The 16,456-nt window shown below is 64.2% G+C and carries 17 protein-coding genes; 7 read left to right on the forward strand and 10 right to left on the reverse strand.

Features of this window, described 5'->3' with window-relative positions; genetic code table 11:
• Positions 1-34 precede the first annotated feature (34 nt).
• From radA to rpsF, 7 genes are all read right to left on the reverse strand, one after another.
• Positions 35-1,411 carry a DNA repair protein RadA gene (gene radA, locus NDB2M4_RS18390; RefSeq protein WP_072377676.1) on the reverse strand — a complete coding sequence of 459 codons (1,377 nt, stop codon included), beginning with the start codon at positions 1,409-1,411 and terminating at the stop codon, positions 35-37.
• A gap of 6 nt (positions 1,412-1,417) precedes the next feature.
• On the reverse strand, positions 1,418-2,623 hold the full coding sequence (alr, locus tag NDB2M4_RS18395; RefSeq protein WP_244536226.1) for an alanine racemase: 1,206 nt from the start codon (positions 2,621-2,623) through the stop codon (positions 1,418-1,420).
• A gap of 130 nt (positions 2,624-2,753) precedes the next feature.
• On the reverse strand, positions 2,754-4,271 hold the full coding sequence (locus NDB2M4_RS18400; protein WP_072377678.1) for a replicative DNA helicase: 1,518 nt from the start codon (positions 4,269-4,271) through the stop codon (positions 2,754-2,756).
• A gap of 113 nt (positions 4,272-4,384) precedes the next feature.
• Complete coding sequence (gene rplI / locus NDB2M4_RS18405) at positions 4,385-4,966, reverse strand: 50S ribosomal protein L9 (RefSeq protein WP_072377680.1); 582 nt, start codon at positions 4,964-4,966, stop codon at positions 4,385-4,387.
• Between the two features lie 59 nt (positions 4,967-5,025).
• Positions 5,026-5,988 (reverse strand): DUF2232 domain-containing protein, encoded by a 963-nt coding sequence (locus NDB2M4_RS18410; RefSeq protein WP_072377681.1) that lies wholly within the window; start codon positions 5,986-5,988, stop codon positions 5,026-5,028.
• A 134-nt stretch (positions 5,989-6,122) separates the two neighbouring features.
• A complete protein-coding gene (rpsR, locus tag NDB2M4_RS18415) occupies positions 6,123-6,377 on the reverse strand; it encodes a 30S ribosomal protein S18 (protein ID WP_072377683.1) in 255 nt (84 codons plus the stop codon).
• 3 nt (positions 6,378-6,380) lie between these two features.
• The gene (gene rpsF, locus NDB2M4_RS18420) at positions 6,381-6,956 is read right to left on the reverse strand and encodes a 30S ribosomal protein S6 (RefSeq protein ID WP_072377685.1); all 576 of its coding nucleotides are present in this window, start codon (positions 6,954-6,956) and stop codon (positions 6,381-6,383) included.
• A 454-nt stretch (positions 6,957-7,410) separates the two neighbouring features.
• On the opposite strand from rpsF, the gene NDB2M4_RS18425 reads away from it, so the two are divergent.
• On the forward strand, positions 7,411-9,528 hold the full coding sequence (locus NDB2M4_RS18425; RefSeq protein ID WP_171988141.1) for a hypothetical protein: 2,118 nt from the start codon (positions 7,411-7,413) through the stop codon (positions 9,526-9,528).
• Positions 9,529-9,554: 26 nt separating this feature from the next.
• Here the strand turns inward: NDB2M4_RS18425 and NDB2M4_RS20100 are convergent, their stop codons facing one another.
• Complete coding sequence (locus NDB2M4_RS20100) at positions 9,555-9,734, reverse strand: hypothetical protein (RefSeq protein ID WP_139247374.1); 180 nt, start codon at positions 9,732-9,734, stop codon at positions 9,555-9,557.
• Positions 9,735-9,864: 130 nt separating this feature from the next.
• Between NDB2M4_RS20100 and NDB2M4_RS18435 the strand changes: the two genes are divergently transcribed.
• Positions 9,865-10,242 (forward strand): hypothetical protein, encoded by a 378-nt coding sequence (locus tag NDB2M4_RS18435; protein ID WP_072377691.1) that lies wholly within the window; start codon positions 9,865-9,867, stop codon positions 10,240-10,242.
• Between the two features lie 4 nt (positions 10,243-10,246).
• Here NDB2M4_RS18435 and NDB2M4_RS18440 read toward each other — a convergent pair whose 3' ends face one another.
• Both NDB2M4_RS18440 and NDB2M4_RS18445 read right to left on the reverse strand, forming a co-directional pair.
• On the reverse strand, positions 10,247-10,654 hold the full coding sequence (locus NDB2M4_RS18440) for a DUF4431 domain-containing protein (protein WP_139247375.1): 408 nt from the start codon (positions 10,652-10,654) through the stop codon (positions 10,247-10,249).
• A 66-nt stretch (positions 10,655-10,720) separates the two neighbouring features.
• The gene (locus NDB2M4_RS18445) at positions 10,721-10,975 is read right to left on the reverse strand and encodes a hypothetical protein (RefSeq protein WP_072377695.1); all 255 of its coding nucleotides are present in this window, start codon (positions 10,973-10,975) and stop codon (positions 10,721-10,723) included.
• A gap of 202 nt (positions 10,976-11,177) precedes the next feature.
• Between NDB2M4_RS18445 and fabD the strand changes: the two genes are divergently transcribed.
• The 5 genes from fabD to mltG all read left to right on the forward strand — a co-directional run bounded on the left by fabD (position 11,178) and on the right by mltG (position 16,429).
• Positions 11,178-12,125, forward strand: coding sequence for an ACP S-malonyltransferase (gene fabD / locus NDB2M4_RS18450; protein ID WP_072377697.1), 948 nt, complete (start codon positions 11,178-11,180; stop codon positions 12,123-12,125).
• An 11-nt stretch (positions 12,126-12,136) separates the two neighbouring features.
• On the forward strand, positions 12,137-12,880 hold the full coding sequence (gene fabG / locus NDB2M4_RS18455; RefSeq protein WP_072377699.1) for a 3-oxoacyl-[acyl-carrier-protein] reductase: 744 nt from the start codon (positions 12,137-12,139) through the stop codon (positions 12,878-12,880).
• A gap of 342 nt (positions 12,881-13,222) precedes the next feature.
• On the forward strand, positions 13,223-13,465 hold the full coding sequence (locus NDB2M4_RS18460) for an acyl carrier protein (RefSeq protein ID WP_046478571.1): 243 nt from the start codon (positions 13,223-13,225) through the stop codon (positions 13,463-13,465).
• 131 nt (positions 13,466-13,596) lie between these two features.
• Entirely contained in the window at positions 13,597-14,856 is a 1,260-nt protein-coding gene (fabF, locus tag NDB2M4_RS18465; protein WP_072377701.1) for a beta-ketoacyl-ACP synthase II, read from the forward strand.
• Positions 14,857-15,304: 448 nt separating this feature from the next.
• Positions 15,305-16,429, forward strand: coding sequence for an endolytic transglycosylase MltG (gene mltG / locus NDB2M4_RS18470; RefSeq protein ID WP_244536227.1), 1,125 nt, complete (start codon positions 15,305-15,307; stop codon positions 16,427-16,429).
• Positions 16,430-16,456 lie beyond the last annotated feature (27 nt).

A 16,456-nucleotide genomic window follows, 5' to 3' on the forward strand; every position in this document is an offset into this window, starting at 1 on the left:
GCGCGGCGGTCGCAAACCCGCCGTCGGCTGCATGTCAGTCGCACGGAGCCAAGCCATCGGCAAGCTCCCTCAAATGCGAAAGGCGTTTCGGCTTCAGCGTCAGGCCGCCCGTCTCCAGTTCCCCCTGCGCCGGGACAACCGCGTCGCGAAACCCAAGCTTCTGCGCCTCTTTAAGTCGTGGCCCCATCAGCGGCGTGGCATTGATTGCCCCCGACAGCGAGACTTCCCCGAAGTGGACGCGATGTCGCGGAATGGCCACACCGGACAGGGAAGACACCAGTGCCGCCGCTGCAGCCAGGTCTGCCGCCGGCTCGTTGATCCTCAAGCCGCCGGCCACGTTGAGGTAGACGTCCTGCCCGGCAAACGAGAATCCCGCGCGCGCTTCAAGCACAGCCAGCAGCATCGAAAGTCGGCTGCTGTCCCACCCGACCACGGCCCGGCGCGGCGTGCCAAGGGAGGAGGGGGCCACGAGCGCCTGGATCTCGACCAGGATCGGGCGTGTCCCCTCGATACCGGCAAATACCGCCGCCCCGGGGCTTGAAGACTCTCGGTCGCCCAGAAACAGCTCGGACGGGTTGCGCACTTCGCGCAGGCCCTCGCTCGCCATCTCGAACACCCCGATCTCGTCCGTGGCGCCGAAGCGGTTTTTGACCGTTCGCAGGATGCGGAATGTGTGGCCGCGATCGCCTTCGAAGTACAACACGGTATCGACCATGTGCTCGATCACCTTGGGGCCGGCGATCTGGCCATCCTTGGTGACGTGCCCCACCAGCAGCAGCGCGCTACCGACGTGCTTGGCGTGGCGGATCAGCGCCTGCGCTGCGGCGCGCACCTGGCTGACCGTTCCGGGCGCAGCCTCGATCGACTCTGCCCACAGCGTCTGAATGGAATCGACGACGATCAGATCAGGCGGCGGACCCGCTTCCAATGTCGCCAGGATGTGCGCCAGCGAGGTCTCGCACGCGAGTGCTACCGGCGCATCGCTGAGGCCCAGCCGCGCCGCGCGCAAGCGCACCTGCGCTGCCGCTTCCTCGCCTGAGAAGTACACCGCCCGGCGCCCAGCGCGTGCCAGGCTCGCAGCAAGTTGAAGCAACAATGTCGACTTGCCGATGCCCGGCTCGCCGCCGATCAGCAGAGCCGACCCCGGAACGACACCGCCGCCGGTAACACGATCGAGTTCGGCGATGCCGGTCGAAAAACGCGGTGCTTCCTGCGTCGTGCCCTTGAGGCCTTCCAGCACGATCACGCGACCGCTCGTCTTGCGCGAAAGCCCGGTACCAGGCGGGGCCGCAGCCTCCGTCTCCTCGATCAGGGTGTTCCATTCCCCGCACGAGGAGCACTTGCCCTGCCAGCGCGGCGAGGTTGCTCCGCAATTCTGGCAGACAAACACGGTCTTGCTGGGCTTCGCCATGGTTTGTCAGTTGCCGCTGTCGATGTAGTGGCGATGAAAGCGCGCGCCGATGCGCGTCAACACTTCATAACCGATGGTGCGCGCGTTGAGCCCCACGGCTTCCAGCGGCAAATCGGGACCGATCAGATCGACGAAGTCACCGCGCTGGGGCGCTGGATCACCAAGATCGCTGATGTCTACGGTGATGAGGTCCATCGACACCCGCCCGACGACCGGCGCCAGCCGGCCGCGGATGGAAACCATGCCGTTCTGTTCACCGTCCGATGCGCTCGCGTGACGGAAGATCCCGTCGGCGTAACCGGCGGCAATCGTCGCGATGCGGCGCGGCGCCTGTGCCCGATACGTCGCCGAATAGCCAATACGTGCGCCTGCCTGCACGTCCTCCACCTGGAGGATGCGCGCTGAAACACGCACGACCGGCCCAACCGGGCAAATGCGCTGTGGCGTCGCTTGGCCGCCATAGAGCGCATACCCGGGACGAACCAAGTCGAAATGGTAGTCCTTGCCCAGCATCAAGCCATCGGACGCGGCCAAACTGGCGCGCGCCTTCGGCAGCCTGGCGCAACGCGTCCTGAACGTGGCGAGTTGCTCGGCGTTCATAGGATGCTTGGCATCGTCGGCGCAGGCGAGGTGGCTCATCACCAGCGCAATGTCGAGACGGTCCAGCAGGTCCCCATCGGCGAGCAGCGCGTCAAGGCGCGCTTCGCTCATGCCGAGCCGATTGAGGCCGGTGTCCACGTGCAGCGCGGCAGGCGGAGCAGGAGCATCATCCCGCGCCAGAGTTGACCACGCCCGCGCCTCTTCGAGGCTTGTCATCACCGGACGCGCGCCGATCGCTGCAAGGTCGGAAACCGAACCGGGAAGGATGCCGTCGAGCACATAAATCGTGGCGCCCGGCGCCGACGCTCGCGCGGCAACTGCTTCGCCCAGCGTAGCCACGAAGAAGCTGCGACAGCCCGCCTGATAGAGCGCGGGGATGATCCGCGCTGCACCGAGCCCATAGGCGTCTGCCTTCACGACGGCGGCGCACCCCGCCGGCGCAACCCTCTTGGCGAGCGCACGCCAGTTGGCGCGGATCTGCCCAACATCGACAGCCACGACGCCTGTGGCCCCGGCAGGGATGTCCGCGCCCGCAGCCCATTCGACGACCTGCCGCACCGTTTGGTGCGCGCTGCCGTCGACGTCGTGCGTGCGGGCTGCCAACTCGGTCACGGGCGCCTCCTTCGCAAAGCCAAGTTCCAGCCCTCTTTGTAGCCCCGAATCGGGCCGCAAACGAGGCGCTTACAACCCGAGGCCAGCCAGAATCCAGGCTCCGCGCCCGACGCAAGGAGCCGCGGCCGGCCTAGTGACCGCCGTGCGGCAGCGCCTGATAGTCGCGGGCGAGATTGCCGAAGCGGGTGAGATGGCTCTCGAACGACAGTTCGACAGTGCCGACGGGACCGTGGCGCTGCTTGCCGATGATGACTTCTGCCTTGCCCGACACCTGCTGCATCTTGGTCATCCACTCGGCGAACTCTGGCGTGCCCTCTGAAGGCTTCAGACGTTCCACGTAGTATTCCTCGCGGAACACGAACATGACGACGTCGGCGTCCTGCTCGATCGAGCCAGATTCGCGCAGGTCTGAAAGCTGCGGACGCTTGTCCTCGCGCTGTTCCACCTGACGCGAGAGCTGCGACAGCGCAATGATCGGCACCGCCAGTTCCTTTGCCAGCGCCTTGAGGCCGGTGGTGATCTCGGTGATTTCCTGCACGCGGTTGTCGCCGCGCTTCGAAGAGCCGGTGAGCAGCTGCAAGTAGTCGACGACCAGCAGCCCCAGTCCCTTCTGTCGCTTCAGCTTACGTGCACGCGCGGCAAGCTGCGCGATGGAGATGCCGCCGGTCTGGTCGATGTAGAGCGGAATGCGGCTCATCTCTTGCGAGACTTCAACGAGCTTGCGGAACTCGGGCTCGGTGATCATGCCGCGGCGGATCTTCTCCGAGCCGATCTCCGATTGCTCCGACAGGATACGCGTTGCCAGCTGCTCGGCCGACATTTCCAGCGAGAAGAAACCGACGACTGCGCCGTCGACGGTCTTCATCGAGCCGTCCGGCTGCTGCTCGGCCTTGTACGCCTTGGCGATGTTGTAAGCGAGGTTGGTGGCCAGCGCCGTCTTACCCATCGACGGACGGCCGGCGAGGATGATGAGGTCCGACGACTGCAAACCGCCCATTTTGGAATCGAGGTCGGCAAGGCCCGTTGAGAGGCCCGACAGATGCCCGTCGCGCTCGTAGGCCGCAGCGGCCATCTCGATGGCCGTCGTCAGAGCGTCGCCGAAGCCGAGGAACCCCGAACCATACTTGCGCTGCTCGGCAAGACCGTAGAGGCGCCCTTCGGCTTCTTCGATCTGCTGGCGCGGCGAAAGGTCGACCGGGCTGTCGTACGCGTTGTTGACGAGGTCCTCGCCGATGATGATCAGCGCGCGGCGTGTGGCGAGATCATAAATCGTGCGGCCGTAATCTTCCGCGTTGATGATGCTGGTTGCGGAGCCCGCGAGCGTGCCCAGATACTGCGGCACCGTCAGCGTCGGCGAGATCGGCTCCGCGTTCTCGAAGAACGTGCGCAGCGTGATCGGAGTCGCCTGCTTGCCCGCGTGGATCAGCTTAGCCGCCACCTCGAAGATCTGCTGGTGCAGCGGATCGTAGAAGTGCTGCGGGTCGAGGAACGACGACACACGGTCCATCGACTCGTTGTTCACCAGGATGGCGCCGAGCAGCGCTTGCTCCGCCTCGAGGTTATGCGGGGCCTGACGGAAGGGGAGGGATTCGCCGGCGTTGCTGAGTGAAGCGAGCCGGTCGGAAATTTGGAGAGCGTTGTTTGCCATGGCTCGACGGTATCCGATTCAATCGGCTCATCGTCGAGCGGCCCGAATACCCCGTCCCCACTATGCACATGGGGACGGGATTTCGATTGCAATGGAACGAATCGCTTCGCGCGTTATTCGCTGGCCGATTCGCCTTCGGCAGGCGCAGTGCCTTCCTCGAACATTTCGTCGGGATTGAAGGTCTCGAGCTCCATCTTCTCTTCCTTGACGACCGTGACGTCCTCACCGCGCGCCTGGCGCTCGGCCTCGTCCTCGGAGCGGGCAACGTTCAGCGACACGGTCACGATGACTTCGGGATGCAGGGCCACGCGGACCGGATGCACGCCCAGCGTCTTGATCGGACGCTCGAGAATCACCTGGCGGCGGTCAATGGTGAAGCCGCCGGCCGTGACGGCCTCGGCGATATCGCGCGTCGCGACCGAGCCATAGAGCTGACCGGTGTCGCCGGCCGAGCGGATGGCAACGAAGATCTTGCCTTCAAGCTTCTCCGCAACCGCCTCGGCTTCCTTCTTGAGCTCGAGGTTGTTGGCTTCGAGCTGGGCGCGCTGCGATTCGAAGTGCTTGCGGTTCTCTTCAGTCGCGCGCAGAGCCTTCTTCTGCGGCAAAAGGAAATTGCGAGCATAGCCGTCTTTCACGTTGACGACGTCGCCCATCTGTCCAAGACGGCCAATGCGCTGAAGCAGAATGACCTGCATTTCAAATACTCCTTCTTCTTTCTATTCGTGTGTCTGATGCATGAGAGTTGGGAAGGCGGCTAATCGGGGGGTGATTGGCCGCCAGGTGGAGGTGGCGGTTTGCGCATCGGCCAGATGGCCTCGGCGAGACCGAGCAGTGCGATCGCCAGCGAGGCGACCGAGTTCATGACGAAGAGACCGCCATAGAGCGCCCATAGCGCGAACACGCGCCACGGCCGCCCCCGCGTGATGTAGTGGACGACCGCTAGGCCGAGCAGCACGTAGGCGAAGAACAGCGGACCGGCGAAGCCTGCCGCGAACATGCCCGGCAGACCGCCAAGAAAACCGGCTGCCGTCGCGCCGGCCAGCAGCAGCGGCGTCATCGGGGGATAGACCATGGCCGGAATGTCGGGCCACGGTCGCGGAAGACGACCCGACGCCATGGTGATGCGGCCGGCCAGCCAGAGATTGAACAGCAGGCTGCTCATCGAGGAGATGGCAGACGCAGCCGGCAAAAGGGCCAGCGCAAGCGACGTCAATTCATCGATATCGGCCGGCCCGAACGTCGGAGCGTCCTGCATCTTCGGCAGCTCGTTGTCGACGAATGCTTGCAGCATCTCGCGCAACGCCGTCCGCAGCGCCTCCGCGTCCGCTCCGAGCAGCAGAAGCGTCAGCGCCGAAAACCCGCCGGCAAGAAGCGCCGCAACGAACACCAGCCGCCCGACCGGGTACCATTCGACCGAGCCGTCCGGAGCCTCGCGGTTGAGCGATGCAAGATAGGTGAGAATGATCACAGGCACGGCCTGGCTGGCCGCGAATACGAGCCCGCCGATTGGCGTTCCGGCGATGACGACGAGAGTTGCGCCTGCGATGCCGGCAACGATGGCGGCGAGTGGGCCCAGACCCAAGCCGGCTAGGAACAGCGGCAGCGGGGTCAGCAGGAACAGCACCATGCGCATCAGCAGCGGCCCCGTGGTCGCCGAGGCGAACACGACAGCCGAGATGAGTCCGGCGCCAAAGGCTATGAGCAGGCGATATTGCATCAGAGCAGCTGTCCCGCGATCGTCGCGGTTAGAGACGAGAACGGTCGCCCGCCTCGTCCCAACCTCGCGCCGGCCACCATTGGCCCGCGCTTACTTGTCGTGAGAGCGGGGCCGTGCTGGCCCCGCCCGAAGTCTTACTTCAGCACGTACGGCAGCAGACCGAGGAAGCGCGCGCGCTTGATGGCGCGAGACAGCTCACGCTGCTTCTTGGCCGAAACGGCCGTAATGCGCGAAGGAACGATCTTGCCGCGCTCGGACACGTAGCGGCCGAGCAGACGGACGTCCTTGTAGTCGATCTTCGGCGCATGCTGACCCGAGAACGGGCAGGTCTTGCGGCGACGATGGAAGGGACGGCGCGGAGCGGCGCCAGAGGATGCGATCTCAGCCATTGATTATTCCTCCGAGCCGGTAGTGGGGGCATTGCCTTCGCGCGGTGGGCGCGGGGGACGATCGCCATCGCGCGGCGGACGGGCACGGAACGTCGAGCCACCCTCGCGATCGCCGCGGAAACCACCGCCGCCACCACCAGGACGACGGTCGCCGTCGCGATCGCCGCGGAAACCACCACCGCCGCCGCCGCGACCACCGAAGCCACCACGGCCGCCAAAGCCACCGCGATCACCACGATCGCCGCGCTCGTCGCGGTCGCCCTTGCGCATCATCACGGACGGCTCGGTCTCATGCTCCTCGACCTTCACGGTGAGGAAGCGCAGAATTTCGGGAGACAGGCTCATGCGGCGCTCCATCTCGGCCACAGCGGCCGGCGGGGCGTCGATGTTGAGCAGCTGGAAGTGCGCCTTGCGGCTCTTCTTGATCTTGTACGCGAGCGACTTCACGCCCCAGTACTCGTTCTTGGTGACCTTGCCGCCACCCTGCTCGATAACGTCGGTGTATTCCTTGGTAAGCGTCTCGACCTGCGTGTTCGAGACGTCCTGGCGCGCCAGGAAGACATGCTCATAAAGCGGCATGCTATGACCTTTCCTTATGTTTGGCCGCTCCGGCGCAAAGCCCCTTATGGACCCGGAAAAGGCCCAAGCAGGTCACCCATGAGAGCGAAGACACCGGGAACCAGGCCCCTTAAGGCCTCACCGCTTCAAGGTTTCCCTCTGGCGCGGCTCCCCGTTCAGCCTCCAGCCGAAGCGAGCAAGGCGTGCCTTATAGCCGAATTTTCCCATCCGGCAAGCCACATGGTGAACAGCGCCATGCCGCCGACCATCAGTATGCGGAGTGCCAGTTATGGCGCCAACCGCCGCTACGGTGGGCAAATTCGCGCATTCGTTGCGACCGCGACACGCGATTTTCGCTTCGGTGCGCCCAGAGCATATTGGTTTGAACAGGGCCCGTGCCGTTGGTAGCCGTTAATGACAGTTGCGGTTGCGTTCTACGGGTCATTTTGTGGTGTATTCAACGTCGGACGGCGCGGTGCTGCCCCGTCTCGGATTTGCGTCTCTGTTTGTTGTTGCTCTCTGCGCCTCGGCGGGGTCGGCCTATGCAACCTGCACCACGGCTAGTCCGTGCGCCACGACGCCGACGATCCTCGGCACGCTCGGCGGGACGGTGAGCAACGCCCGAGGTGGCGTCAGCGACGATGGCTCGGCGATCGCCGGCATCTCCTATGTCATCGGAAATACCCGTCACGCATTTCGTTGGGATGGCGGCGCGATCCTGGACTTAGGCACCCTGGGCGGCGCCGAGTCCTTCGCCACCGCTATTAGCGGCAATGGCTCGGTGGTTGTCGGCTGGTCGAACCTTTCCGACGGTACCATCCGGGCGTTTCGCTGGGACGCGGCTGGCGGGATGCAGGACCTGGGTACTCTCGGCGGCCCCACTTCCGATGCGACGGCCGTCAGCATCGACGGATCGGTCGTGGCCGGCACCGCCGACGTCTCTTCCGGCGTCTATCACGCCTTCCGCTGGGAAGGCGGGACGACGCAGGACCTCGGCACGCTCGGCGGTAGCCTGTCGATCGCCACCGACATGAGTGGCGACGGAAGTGTCGTCGTCGGCGAGTCTTGGACCACAGGGGACGCCGCCCGCCACGCCTACCGCTGGGAAGGCGGCACAATGCAAGATCTCGGCACGCTGGGCGGCGGACAATCCGATGCGACCGCCGTCAGCCGCGACGGCTCGACGGTCATCGGCGAGTCGCAGACGACGGGGAACCTCGAGTACCACGCGTTTCGCTGGCAGAACGACGTGCTCGAGGATCTCGGCACGCTCGGAGGCACGCAGTCCTACGCGGCCGCCGTCGACAGCGATGGCAGCGTCGTCATCGGCTACTCGTACACTACAGGGGACAGCACGTACCATGCGTACCGCTGGGAAGCCGGCGCGATGCAAGATCTCGGCACGCTTGGCGGCAGCATTTCACAAGCCAATGCGCTCAACCACGACGGCTCCATTGTCGTTGGCGTGTCCACGAATGCCGGTGGCTCGAGCCAGGCCTTCCGATGGACTGCGGCGACTGGAATGCAGGACCTCAACGTCTTGCTCGTCGCCGCCGGCGTGGACATGACGGGGATCAACCTCTTCGGCGCGCAAGGTGTCTCGCTCAGCGGCGAGTTCATCGCAGGTTCTGCCACTTACGCGGGCCAGACCCGCGCCTACATCGTTCGCTACAATGACGGCACCGGTGGCCTCACGACCGTTGAGTCGGTGCAGCAATCGGTCAATGACCTGGGTGCCGCCCGCGCAGGTGCGATGGCACAGCAGCACGCAATGGCGATGCCTCTACTCGGCGACGACAAGCCGATAGAGGAGGGCAGCGAGATCGGCATCTTTGGCCAGGCGGGTTCTGGGCAAGGCGGCGGCTACGCACGCATCGCCAACCGTATGGGCTTTGCAATCCTCGCCGGTGTCTCTTACGGCTACGAGAACTACGACAGCGCATCCATCGATAACGCGCTCATGGGCGCGCTCGCATTACGCTACATCGTCCCCGGCACCGGCAGCTTCCGGCCGTTTGTCGAGGCCGGCGGCTGGATTGCACCCGATGCCGATCTCGAATTTCAGCGCACCTACATGAACGGCGCCGGCACAGCGGTCGGCGTCGGCAGCACACAAGGGGATGTCTCGTATCTCTTTGCGCGCGCCGGCGCACTTTATGCGCTGGGCCAAGGCGGGCAGCTTGCGCTGTCGGCCGAGGTCGGCCGCGAGCGTCTCGACGTTCGCGGCTACGCCGAAGGCACGTCCAGTTCCAATCCCTTTGACGCCTCCGTCTCCGCGGGGACCGATACCACGAGTTTGGCGAAGGCTCGCGTGCAGTGGTCCGCGTCACTCGGTTACGGCTTTGATGCGACGGTGTGGGGCGCCGGTGTCTACGGGTTCGACAGGCAAAGCGAACTCGAGGTGGCAGTGGCCGGCGTTGGAATGCTGACCCCCATCATCGACGACGATATCGTCTGGGCCGAATACGGCGCGCGCGTTGGCTACGCGCTGACCACCGCCACGACGCTCGACGTGTTCGTTAACGGCGTTTCCGGCCAAGAAGGTGTCGACACGCGCATACATGGCGGCGCTGGACTTCGATACCGGTTCTAGTCGGGCCGGTAACTGAGCCATCGTGATTATTTTTGCTGCCCCGACCAAGGCCGTCCGGGGCGGGATCGCTCGGCAATATCCCTCTCCAGCAACCGCCGCAGCGCCCGCTCTATATCGGGCGCCGGCTTTTTCGGTGCCTGGTCGAGTTCGGAGCGCAAACGCTTACCAATCGCTAACAGTGCCCGGCATTGCTTGTCGTTGGCCATGGCCTTTCCCGCTAAAGACAGTTGCAACGCCACCTTCCTGCCGCGCGTTCCTTGGAGAAGCATTAGACCTTTGTAATGCTTGCCATTGCTCACCCAGTTTGAGCTTACAGCCATCAGAGGAAGGTCCCGCATGCCCGCGAAGAAGCGCCCAGTGGCCACTGCTGCAAAGAGGTCGGCGGCAACCCGTAATCAATCCGGCGGCAAAGCGGCTAAGCCGCAAAGGCGGCGCCGGCCGAAGACGCAGCCATTGTCGATCACCGACACGGTGCGCCGCGGGCCGGCACCCGGAGCGGCGCTCGCCAACCCGCTCCAGGCATTGGAGCCGCTACGCCGCTCGGTGATGGATCGTCACGCGGCACTCGTCAGTCTAGCGATGGCCTGGTCGCCGGCTCACGTCCTCATCGACCAGCATGCTGCGTTCTGGGCTGGCGTCGCCAGCGCTAACAAGCCCATGGCCGCGGCCGCGAGACGTGCGGGCAATCGCCGCCGCAAGGCCAGCGGCAGGTAGCTGATCAGCGCGGGCTCACTTCGCCGGCGTCGACGAGAACATCCTCGACGTGCCACATTGTGTGTGCCGCGAAGAGCGTTCCCGAGACCGATACGTGCTTGCCAATGGGCAGTTCGCCATTCACTGCTTCACCTGCGAGCTGCACGCGATCCACTGGCGCTTCGAGGTTCTCCTGGGGGTCTTCATCGCTCGCCCCCGCTACAGGAGCGTCGACGCAGACAGGCTTGTCCAGGGCGAGATAGACGTAGCTGAACGCGCCTTGTGCTTCGTGCGTCCCCTGACCGTGCTTCAGCACGCCTTCAAGGGTAGCGGGGCTGTCCAATGTCAATCGAGTAGCGCCCTCACAAGCCTGGCCGAGTGTAGGTGCGCCAAAAATCGACAGGGCGACTACTGCAATAGCTTTTCTCAACATCGCATCCTCCGGAAACCGGGCTGATCTTAGCGCACCGGCAGGGCGGGGACGCGCAAGCTCATTTCGCTAGGCTAACGGATGTCCATCGGCGCGGATGATGCGGCACCCTTCCACCACGTGCAGCGCCACCATCCGCAGCCGTTCAGGATCGCGCTGGCCGACGCGCACCGCGGCGAGAATTCGCAAGGCGAGGGCGCGACGGATCCCGGCCTTTTCCGGATCGGCGCGCACGAAGCTGCGGCTCTCGATCTCGGACCACGCTTCTTCGAGCGCACGCCCCATGATCGAAAGGGTCTCGGAATCGAAGGCCGAACTCTGCATTTGAAACCTCCTGACCATTTGTCGGCGGAGGAACCACGCCAGCCTCACAACTTCATGACAGGGGATTTCTTCTGCGCTTCAGCCACTTACAGGGGATGAGGGCGGTCCGAGGGGCAACAGCCCGTGCGCAATAGGCCCGCTTGACAGCGCAACGCGGGGCGTGTTTCTGCGGCCATCAACCGTCATAGAAGCCTCATCTTTCATGGCCATCGCATTCGTTTTTCCCGGACAAGGCAGCCAGGACGTCGGCATGGGCCGCGATCTCGCTCAGACTTACGCCTCGGCGCGCGAAGTCTTCGATGAGGTTGATGACGCTCTCGGCCAAAAGCTCTCCCAGATCATGTGGGACGGCCCGAAAGAGACGCTGACCCTGACCGAGAACGCCCAGCCCGCGCTTATGGCCGTCTCGATGGCAGTCATGCGGGTGCTGGAGCGCGAGCACGGCTTCAAGCTGCAGGAGAAGGTGAAGTTCGTGGCCGGCCATTCGCTGGGCGAATACTCCGCGCTCGCCGCCGCCGGCGCATTCTCGCTCGCCGATGCCGCCCGCCTCCTTAAGCTACGCGGGCAGGCCATGCAGGCCGCCGTCCCGGTGGGCAAGGGTGCCATGACCGCTCTCCTCGGCGTCGGCATCGACGTTGCCCGCCAGGTCGCCGAGGCTGCCGCACAAGGTGACGTCTGCCAGGTCGCCAACGACAACGAGCCGACCCAGGTCGTGCTGTCGGGCGATAAGATCGCCATCGACCGCGTGCCCGAGATCGGCAAGGGCCTGGGCGTGCGCCGGGCCGTCCCGCTGCCCGTATCCGCACCGTTCCATTGCGCGCTGATGCAACCTGCTGCCGACGCTATGCGGGAGGCCCTCGCGAAGGTAACGGTCAACGCCCCGAGTGTTCCCGTCGTCGCCAACGTGGTGGCGTCCGCGATTAGCGATCCCGAGGAAATCAAGAAGCGCCTTGTCGAACAGGTGACCGGTTCGGTGCGCTGGCGCGAGTGTGTTACCTACATGACCGCCAACGGCATCACCGACGTCTACGAGATCGGCTCGGGCAAGGTCCTGGCCGGCCTCGCCAAGCGCATAGATTCTGCGCTCAACGCCATGAGCGTCGGCACTCCCGCCGACATCGACGCCGCGCTCGCGCGTCTCAACTCCTGAAGGACCAGACGATGTTCGACCTGACTGGCAAGACCGCCCTCGTCACCGGCGCGACCGGTGGCATCGGAGGCGCCATCGCCCGCGCCCTTTACGCGCAGGGTGCCACCGTTGCGGTGTCGGCCCGCCAGCCGGACAAGCTCGAGGAGCTGGCTAAGGAGTTCGGTGACCGTGGCCACGTTATCCCCTGCGATCTGGGCAAGCGCGATGAAGTGTCCAAGCTGATCGAGCAGGCGGTGGGCAAGCTCGGCCGCCTCGACATTCTGGTCAACAACGCCGGCCTCACGCGCGACAATCTCTTCATGGTGATGAAGGACGAGCAGTGGGACGAGGTGATCGCTGTAAACCTCACCTCCACCTTCATGCTTTGCCGCGCCGCCGCCCGCGCCATGCTCCGCGCCAAGCCGAATTTCGGGCGCATCATCAACATTTCCTCGGTGTCGGGCGTGTTCGGAAACCCCGGCCAGGGGAATTATGCTGCCTCCAAGGCCGGTATGATCGGCATGACCAAATCGCTCGCCCGCGAGGTCGCTCCGCGCGGAATCACCGCCAACTGCATCGCGCCGGGCTTCATCACCACGCCGATGACCGCCGCACTGAACGAGAAGCAGACCGAGGAAATCGCCAAGATGATCCCTGCCCAGCGCTTCGGCATGCCCGAAGAGGTCGCGGCGGGCGTCGTCTATCTCGCCAGCAACGAGGCCGGATACATCACCGGGCAGACCCTCCACATCAACGGCGGAATGGCCATGGTCTAAGGCGCATGGTAAACGTGCATCAGTTGAGCCTACTGCTTGGACCCGCTGGCGAAATCAGAAATCAAATGCCTCAGCCAAAGGCCGTTGCGACCGCTGGCCAAGCCCAATGAAGTGTGTTAACGAGCCGAACGGTTTTTCGACCCTCGCCTCTCCTGCGCGAGTAAACGAAGGGCCAATGTTCGGCCGCCGCACGGAGTGCGAAAAAGTGGAATAGCGCGTCGTTTCGATACCGGTCAGCCGTGCGCTTCTTTATAGAAGCAAGTGGTCACGACCCGGGCACGGGCTAATCCAGAACAACCGAATTTACGAACTGCCAAAAGCAAACGGACGCGAGGGAAGACTATGAGCGATGTCGCTGAGCGCGTGAAGAAGATCGTCGTGGAGCATCTGGGCGTGGAGGCCGACAAGGTCACCGAGAATGCCAGCTTCATCGACGACCTGGGCGCCGACAGCCTGGACACAGTTGAGCTCGTGATGGCCTTTGAGGAGGAATTCGGTTGCGAAATCCCCGACGATGCCGCCGAGCACATTCTGACCGTTGGGGACGCGGTCAAGTTTCTTGAGAAGAACGCCAGCGCCGCCTAACCGTCGCCTGGTCTTTTTAGCGGCGCCTTCCCCAAAGCTTGCGCACACCGGACATCGAAGCTTGCCTTCGATGCTCAATGGGTCCGCAAGCTGAGGGGCGCCGTTAGTTTGCCTTGCTTCGAAGGATCAGGATGCGCCGAGTCGTTATTACAGGTCTTGGAATCGTCTCGCCCGTCGGTTGCGGCGTCGAGGCTTCTTGGCAGGCATTGCTTGCCGGAGCCAATGGCGCACGCCGCATCGAGGAATTCGAAGTCGACGACATTTCCTGCCAGATCGCCTGCTTCATTCCGCGCGGCTCCAAGTCCGAGGGGAAGTTCAATCCTGACGATTGGATGGAGCCCAAGGAGCAGCGCAAGGTCGACGATTTCATTGTCTACGCGATGGCAGCCGCCGATCAGGCGATTGCCGATAGCGGTATCGACCTGAGCACTTCTGAACAGCAGGAGCGCGCGGGCGTTCTCATCGGATCGGGTATCGGTGGCCTCCCAGGCATCGCCGAAACGTCGATCCTGTTGAAGGAAAAGGGACCGCGTCGCGTTTCCCCATTCTTCATTCCCGGCCGTCTCATCAATCTCGCCTCTGGTTACGTGTCGATCCGGCACAAGCTGAAGGGGCCGAACCATGCAGTCGTAACGGCCTGCTCCACCGGCGCGCATGCCATCGGCGATGCCAGCCGCATCGTGGCGCTGGGCGACGCCGATATCATGGTGGCTGGCGGCACTGAATCTCCGATCTGCCGCATCGCCATGGCCGGCTTCGCAGCTTGCCGTGCACTTGCGACGGCGTTCAATGATCGCCCGCAGGTAGCCTCACGTCCCTATGACAAGGACCGGGATGGCTTCGTCATGGGCGAGGGCTCCGGCATCGTCGTGCTCGAAGAATTCGAGCATGCAAAAGCCCGCGGCGCGAAGATCTATGCCGAGGTCATCGGCTACGGCATGTCGGGCGACGCCTATCACATCACTGCGCCCAGCGAGGACGGTGATGGCGCGTATCGCTGCATGCGCGCTGCACTGAAGCGCGCCGATATCGATGTCAGCGACATCGACTACGTCAACGCGCACGGCACCTCGACCATGGCCGACACGATCGAGCTGGGTGCCGTCGAACGCCTGTTCGGCAACGCGTCGGGCAAACTGTCCATGTCGTCCACCAAGTCGGCGACGGGTCACCTGCTTGGTGCCGCAGGGGCGATCGAGGCCATCTTCTCGATCCTTGCCATTCGCGACAACATCGTCCCGCCGACTCTCAACCTCGATAATCCCGAGGTCGAGACGGTGATCGATCTCGTGCCGCATACCGCCAAGAAGCGTGAGGTCAACACCGTGCTGTCGAACTCGTTCGGCTTCGGTGGCACCAACGCCTCGCTGATTCTGCGGCGCGTTGCCTGAGGCGCTGGCGCCACGCGGCGCCGGTCCCGTATTCCTGTCACGGAATAGGGTTCGCGCTTTTGCCATAATTGGCTCTAGTGTCCCTACTCGAAGCTTGCTTTAGCTTGCAAAGAGCGCAAAGCCGGCTTCGAATACGCGGGGCGCTGGAATCGCTGATCCGTTTGCGTGATTGGGATTGCTGGAATCTCGCTCGGGACGCGCCCCACAAAGTTGGCGGATTTCTCGATCATCACACGAGGATCGGGGCGGAGTTACCTCCGATGCCGGTTGGGAACGGCTTCGACGGGAGCGCAGATTGAGCACCATTCCCCCTTCGCGCTACGAACCGCCGCTTCGTCGGGGAAGTATCCGCCCGCGCTCGCCTGCCGAAATGCTCGAGCCCTCGCGCCCCGCAGGTCCGCCGCGCGGAGCACCCCCACCCAACGCGCCCAAGCGTGGCGCCGGGTTCATGCGTTTTCTGTCCGGGCTTTTCACGCTCGCGCTGTTCGCCATGCTCGGCGCCGCCGCGGTGCTGGCGCTGATGTATCACCAGTATGAGCAACCCGGCCCCCTCGCGGTGACACGCGTTGTCGTCGTGCCGAAAGGCGAGGGCCGGCTTGCGATTGCCAATCGCCTCGAGAAGGAAGGTGCGATCTCAAGCAGCTGGACTTTCATCACCAACTACCTTTTGCGCGCCAAGTTGGCTGGCAAGCAGATGGAGCTGAAGGCCGGCGACTACGAGATCAAGAAGAACGCCAGCATGGCCGAGATCATGGACATGCTCACGCAAGGGCGCGGCGTGCTCTCCAAGATCACCATCCCCGAAGGCCTGACGAGCATGCAGATCGTCGAGCGCTTGCGCCAGGAGGATGAGCTCGCCGGAGAGATCACGGATATTCCCGCCGAAGGAACACTGCTGCCCGACACCTATCGCTTCTCCAAGGGAATGGATCGGCGCGAGCTGCTCGACCGTATGCAGGGCGAAATGCAGCGCTTCCTCGCCGCGGCCTGGGAACGCCGCCAGCCGAGCCTGCCGATTGCAACTCCAGAGGAGGCCATCATCTTCGCCTCCATCGTCGAGAAGGAGACTGGGCGCGCCGACGAGCGCGGACGTGTCGCCGCGGTGTTCATGAACAGGCTGCGCAAGGGTATGCGCCTGCAGTCAGATCCGACCGTGATCTACGGCATCGCCGGCGGCCAAGGCCCGCTCGGTCGCTCCATCACCCGCACCGACCTCGACACCAAGACCTCGCACAATACCTATCAGATCCCCGGCTTGCCCCCGACGCCGATCTGCAACCCGGGCCGCTCGGCGATCGAGGCAACCCTCAATCCGCCTGCCACCAAGGACCTCTACTTCGTCGCCGACGGCACTGGCGGACACACGTTCTCCGACACGCTGAAGGAGCACAACGCCGCCGTCTCGACCTGGCGCAAGGTCGAGCGCGAGCGCAAGAAGGAAACACAGGCTGGCGGCCCGCCGTCTGCTGACGAGATTCCGGTCATCAACGCTGGCGCCGCTGCCGCTCCAGCCGTAAAGGCGACGCCCGCTGCGTCCCCTGTACCTTTACCAGTCCGCAAGCCGAAACACTGATCCTGAACACGCGATTGCGCGTCTCAC

This window comes from Hyphomicrobium sp. NDB2Meth4, assembly GCF_900117445.1.
Lineage (GTDB): Bacteria > Pseudomonadota > Alphaproteobacteria > Rhizobiales > Hyphomicrobiaceae > Hyphomicrobium_A.

Bases quoted from the DNA above. Each gene is read 5' to 3' on its own strand.
- NDB2M4_RS18460 (WP_046478571.1), top strand. From the start codon at position 13,223: ATGAGCGATGTCGCTGAGCGCGTGAAGAAGATCGTCGTGGAGCATCTG.
- mltG (WP_244536227.1), top strand. From the start codon at position 15,305: ATGCGTTTTCTGTCCGGGCTTTTCACGCTCGCGCTGTTCGCCATGCTC.
- NDB2M4_RS18445 (WP_072377695.1), bottom strand. From the start codon at position 10,975: ATGCAGAGTTCGGCCTTCGATTCCGAGACCCTTTCGATCATGGGGCGT.
- rpsF (WP_072377685.1), bottom strand. From the start codon at position 6,956: ATGCCGCTTTATGAGCATGTCTTCCTGGCGCGCCAGGACGTCTCGAAC.
- rpsR (WP_072377683.1), bottom strand. From the start codon at position 6,377: ATGGCTGAGATCGCATCCTCTGGCGCCGCTCCGCGCCGTCCCTTCCAT.
- NDB2M4_RS20100 (WP_139247374.1), bottom strand. From the start codon at position 9,734: ATGGCCAACGACAAGCAATGCCGGGCACTGTTAGCGATTGGTAAGCGT.
- fabG (WP_072377699.1), top strand. From the start codon at position 12,137: ATGTTCGACCTGACTGGCAAGACCGCCCTCGTCACCGGCGCGACCGGT.
- radA (WP_072377676.1), bottom strand. From the start codon at position 1,411: ATGGCGAAGCCCAGCAAGACCGTGTTTGTCTGCCAGAATTGCGGAGCA.
- NDB2M4_RS18410 (WP_072377681.1), bottom strand. From the start codon at position 5,988: ATGCAATATCGCCTGCTCATAGCCTTTGGCGCCGGACTCATCTCGGCT.
- fabD (WP_072377697.1), top strand. From the start codon at position 11,178: ATGGCCATCGCATTCGTTTTTCCCGGACAAGGCAGCCAGGACGTCGGC.
- rplI (WP_072377680.1), bottom strand. From the start codon at position 4,966: ATGCAGGTCATTCTGCTTCAGCGCATTGGCCGTCTTGGACAGATGGGC.
- fabF (WP_072377701.1), top strand. From the start codon at position 13,597: ATGCGCCGAGTCGTTATTACAGGTCTTGGAATCGTCTCGCCCGTCGGT.
- NDB2M4_RS18440 (WP_139247375.1), bottom strand. From the start codon at position 10,654: ATGTTGAGAAAAGCTATTGCAGTAGTCGCCCTGTCGATTTTTGGCGCA.
- NDB2M4_RS18435 (WP_072377691.1), top strand. From the start codon at position 9,865: ATGCCCGCGAAGAAGCGCCCAGTGGCCACTGCTGCAAAGAGGTCGGCG.
- NDB2M4_RS18400 (WP_072377678.1), bottom strand. From the start codon at position 4,271: ATGGCAAACAACGCTCTCCAAATTTCCGACCGGCTCGCTTCACTCAGC.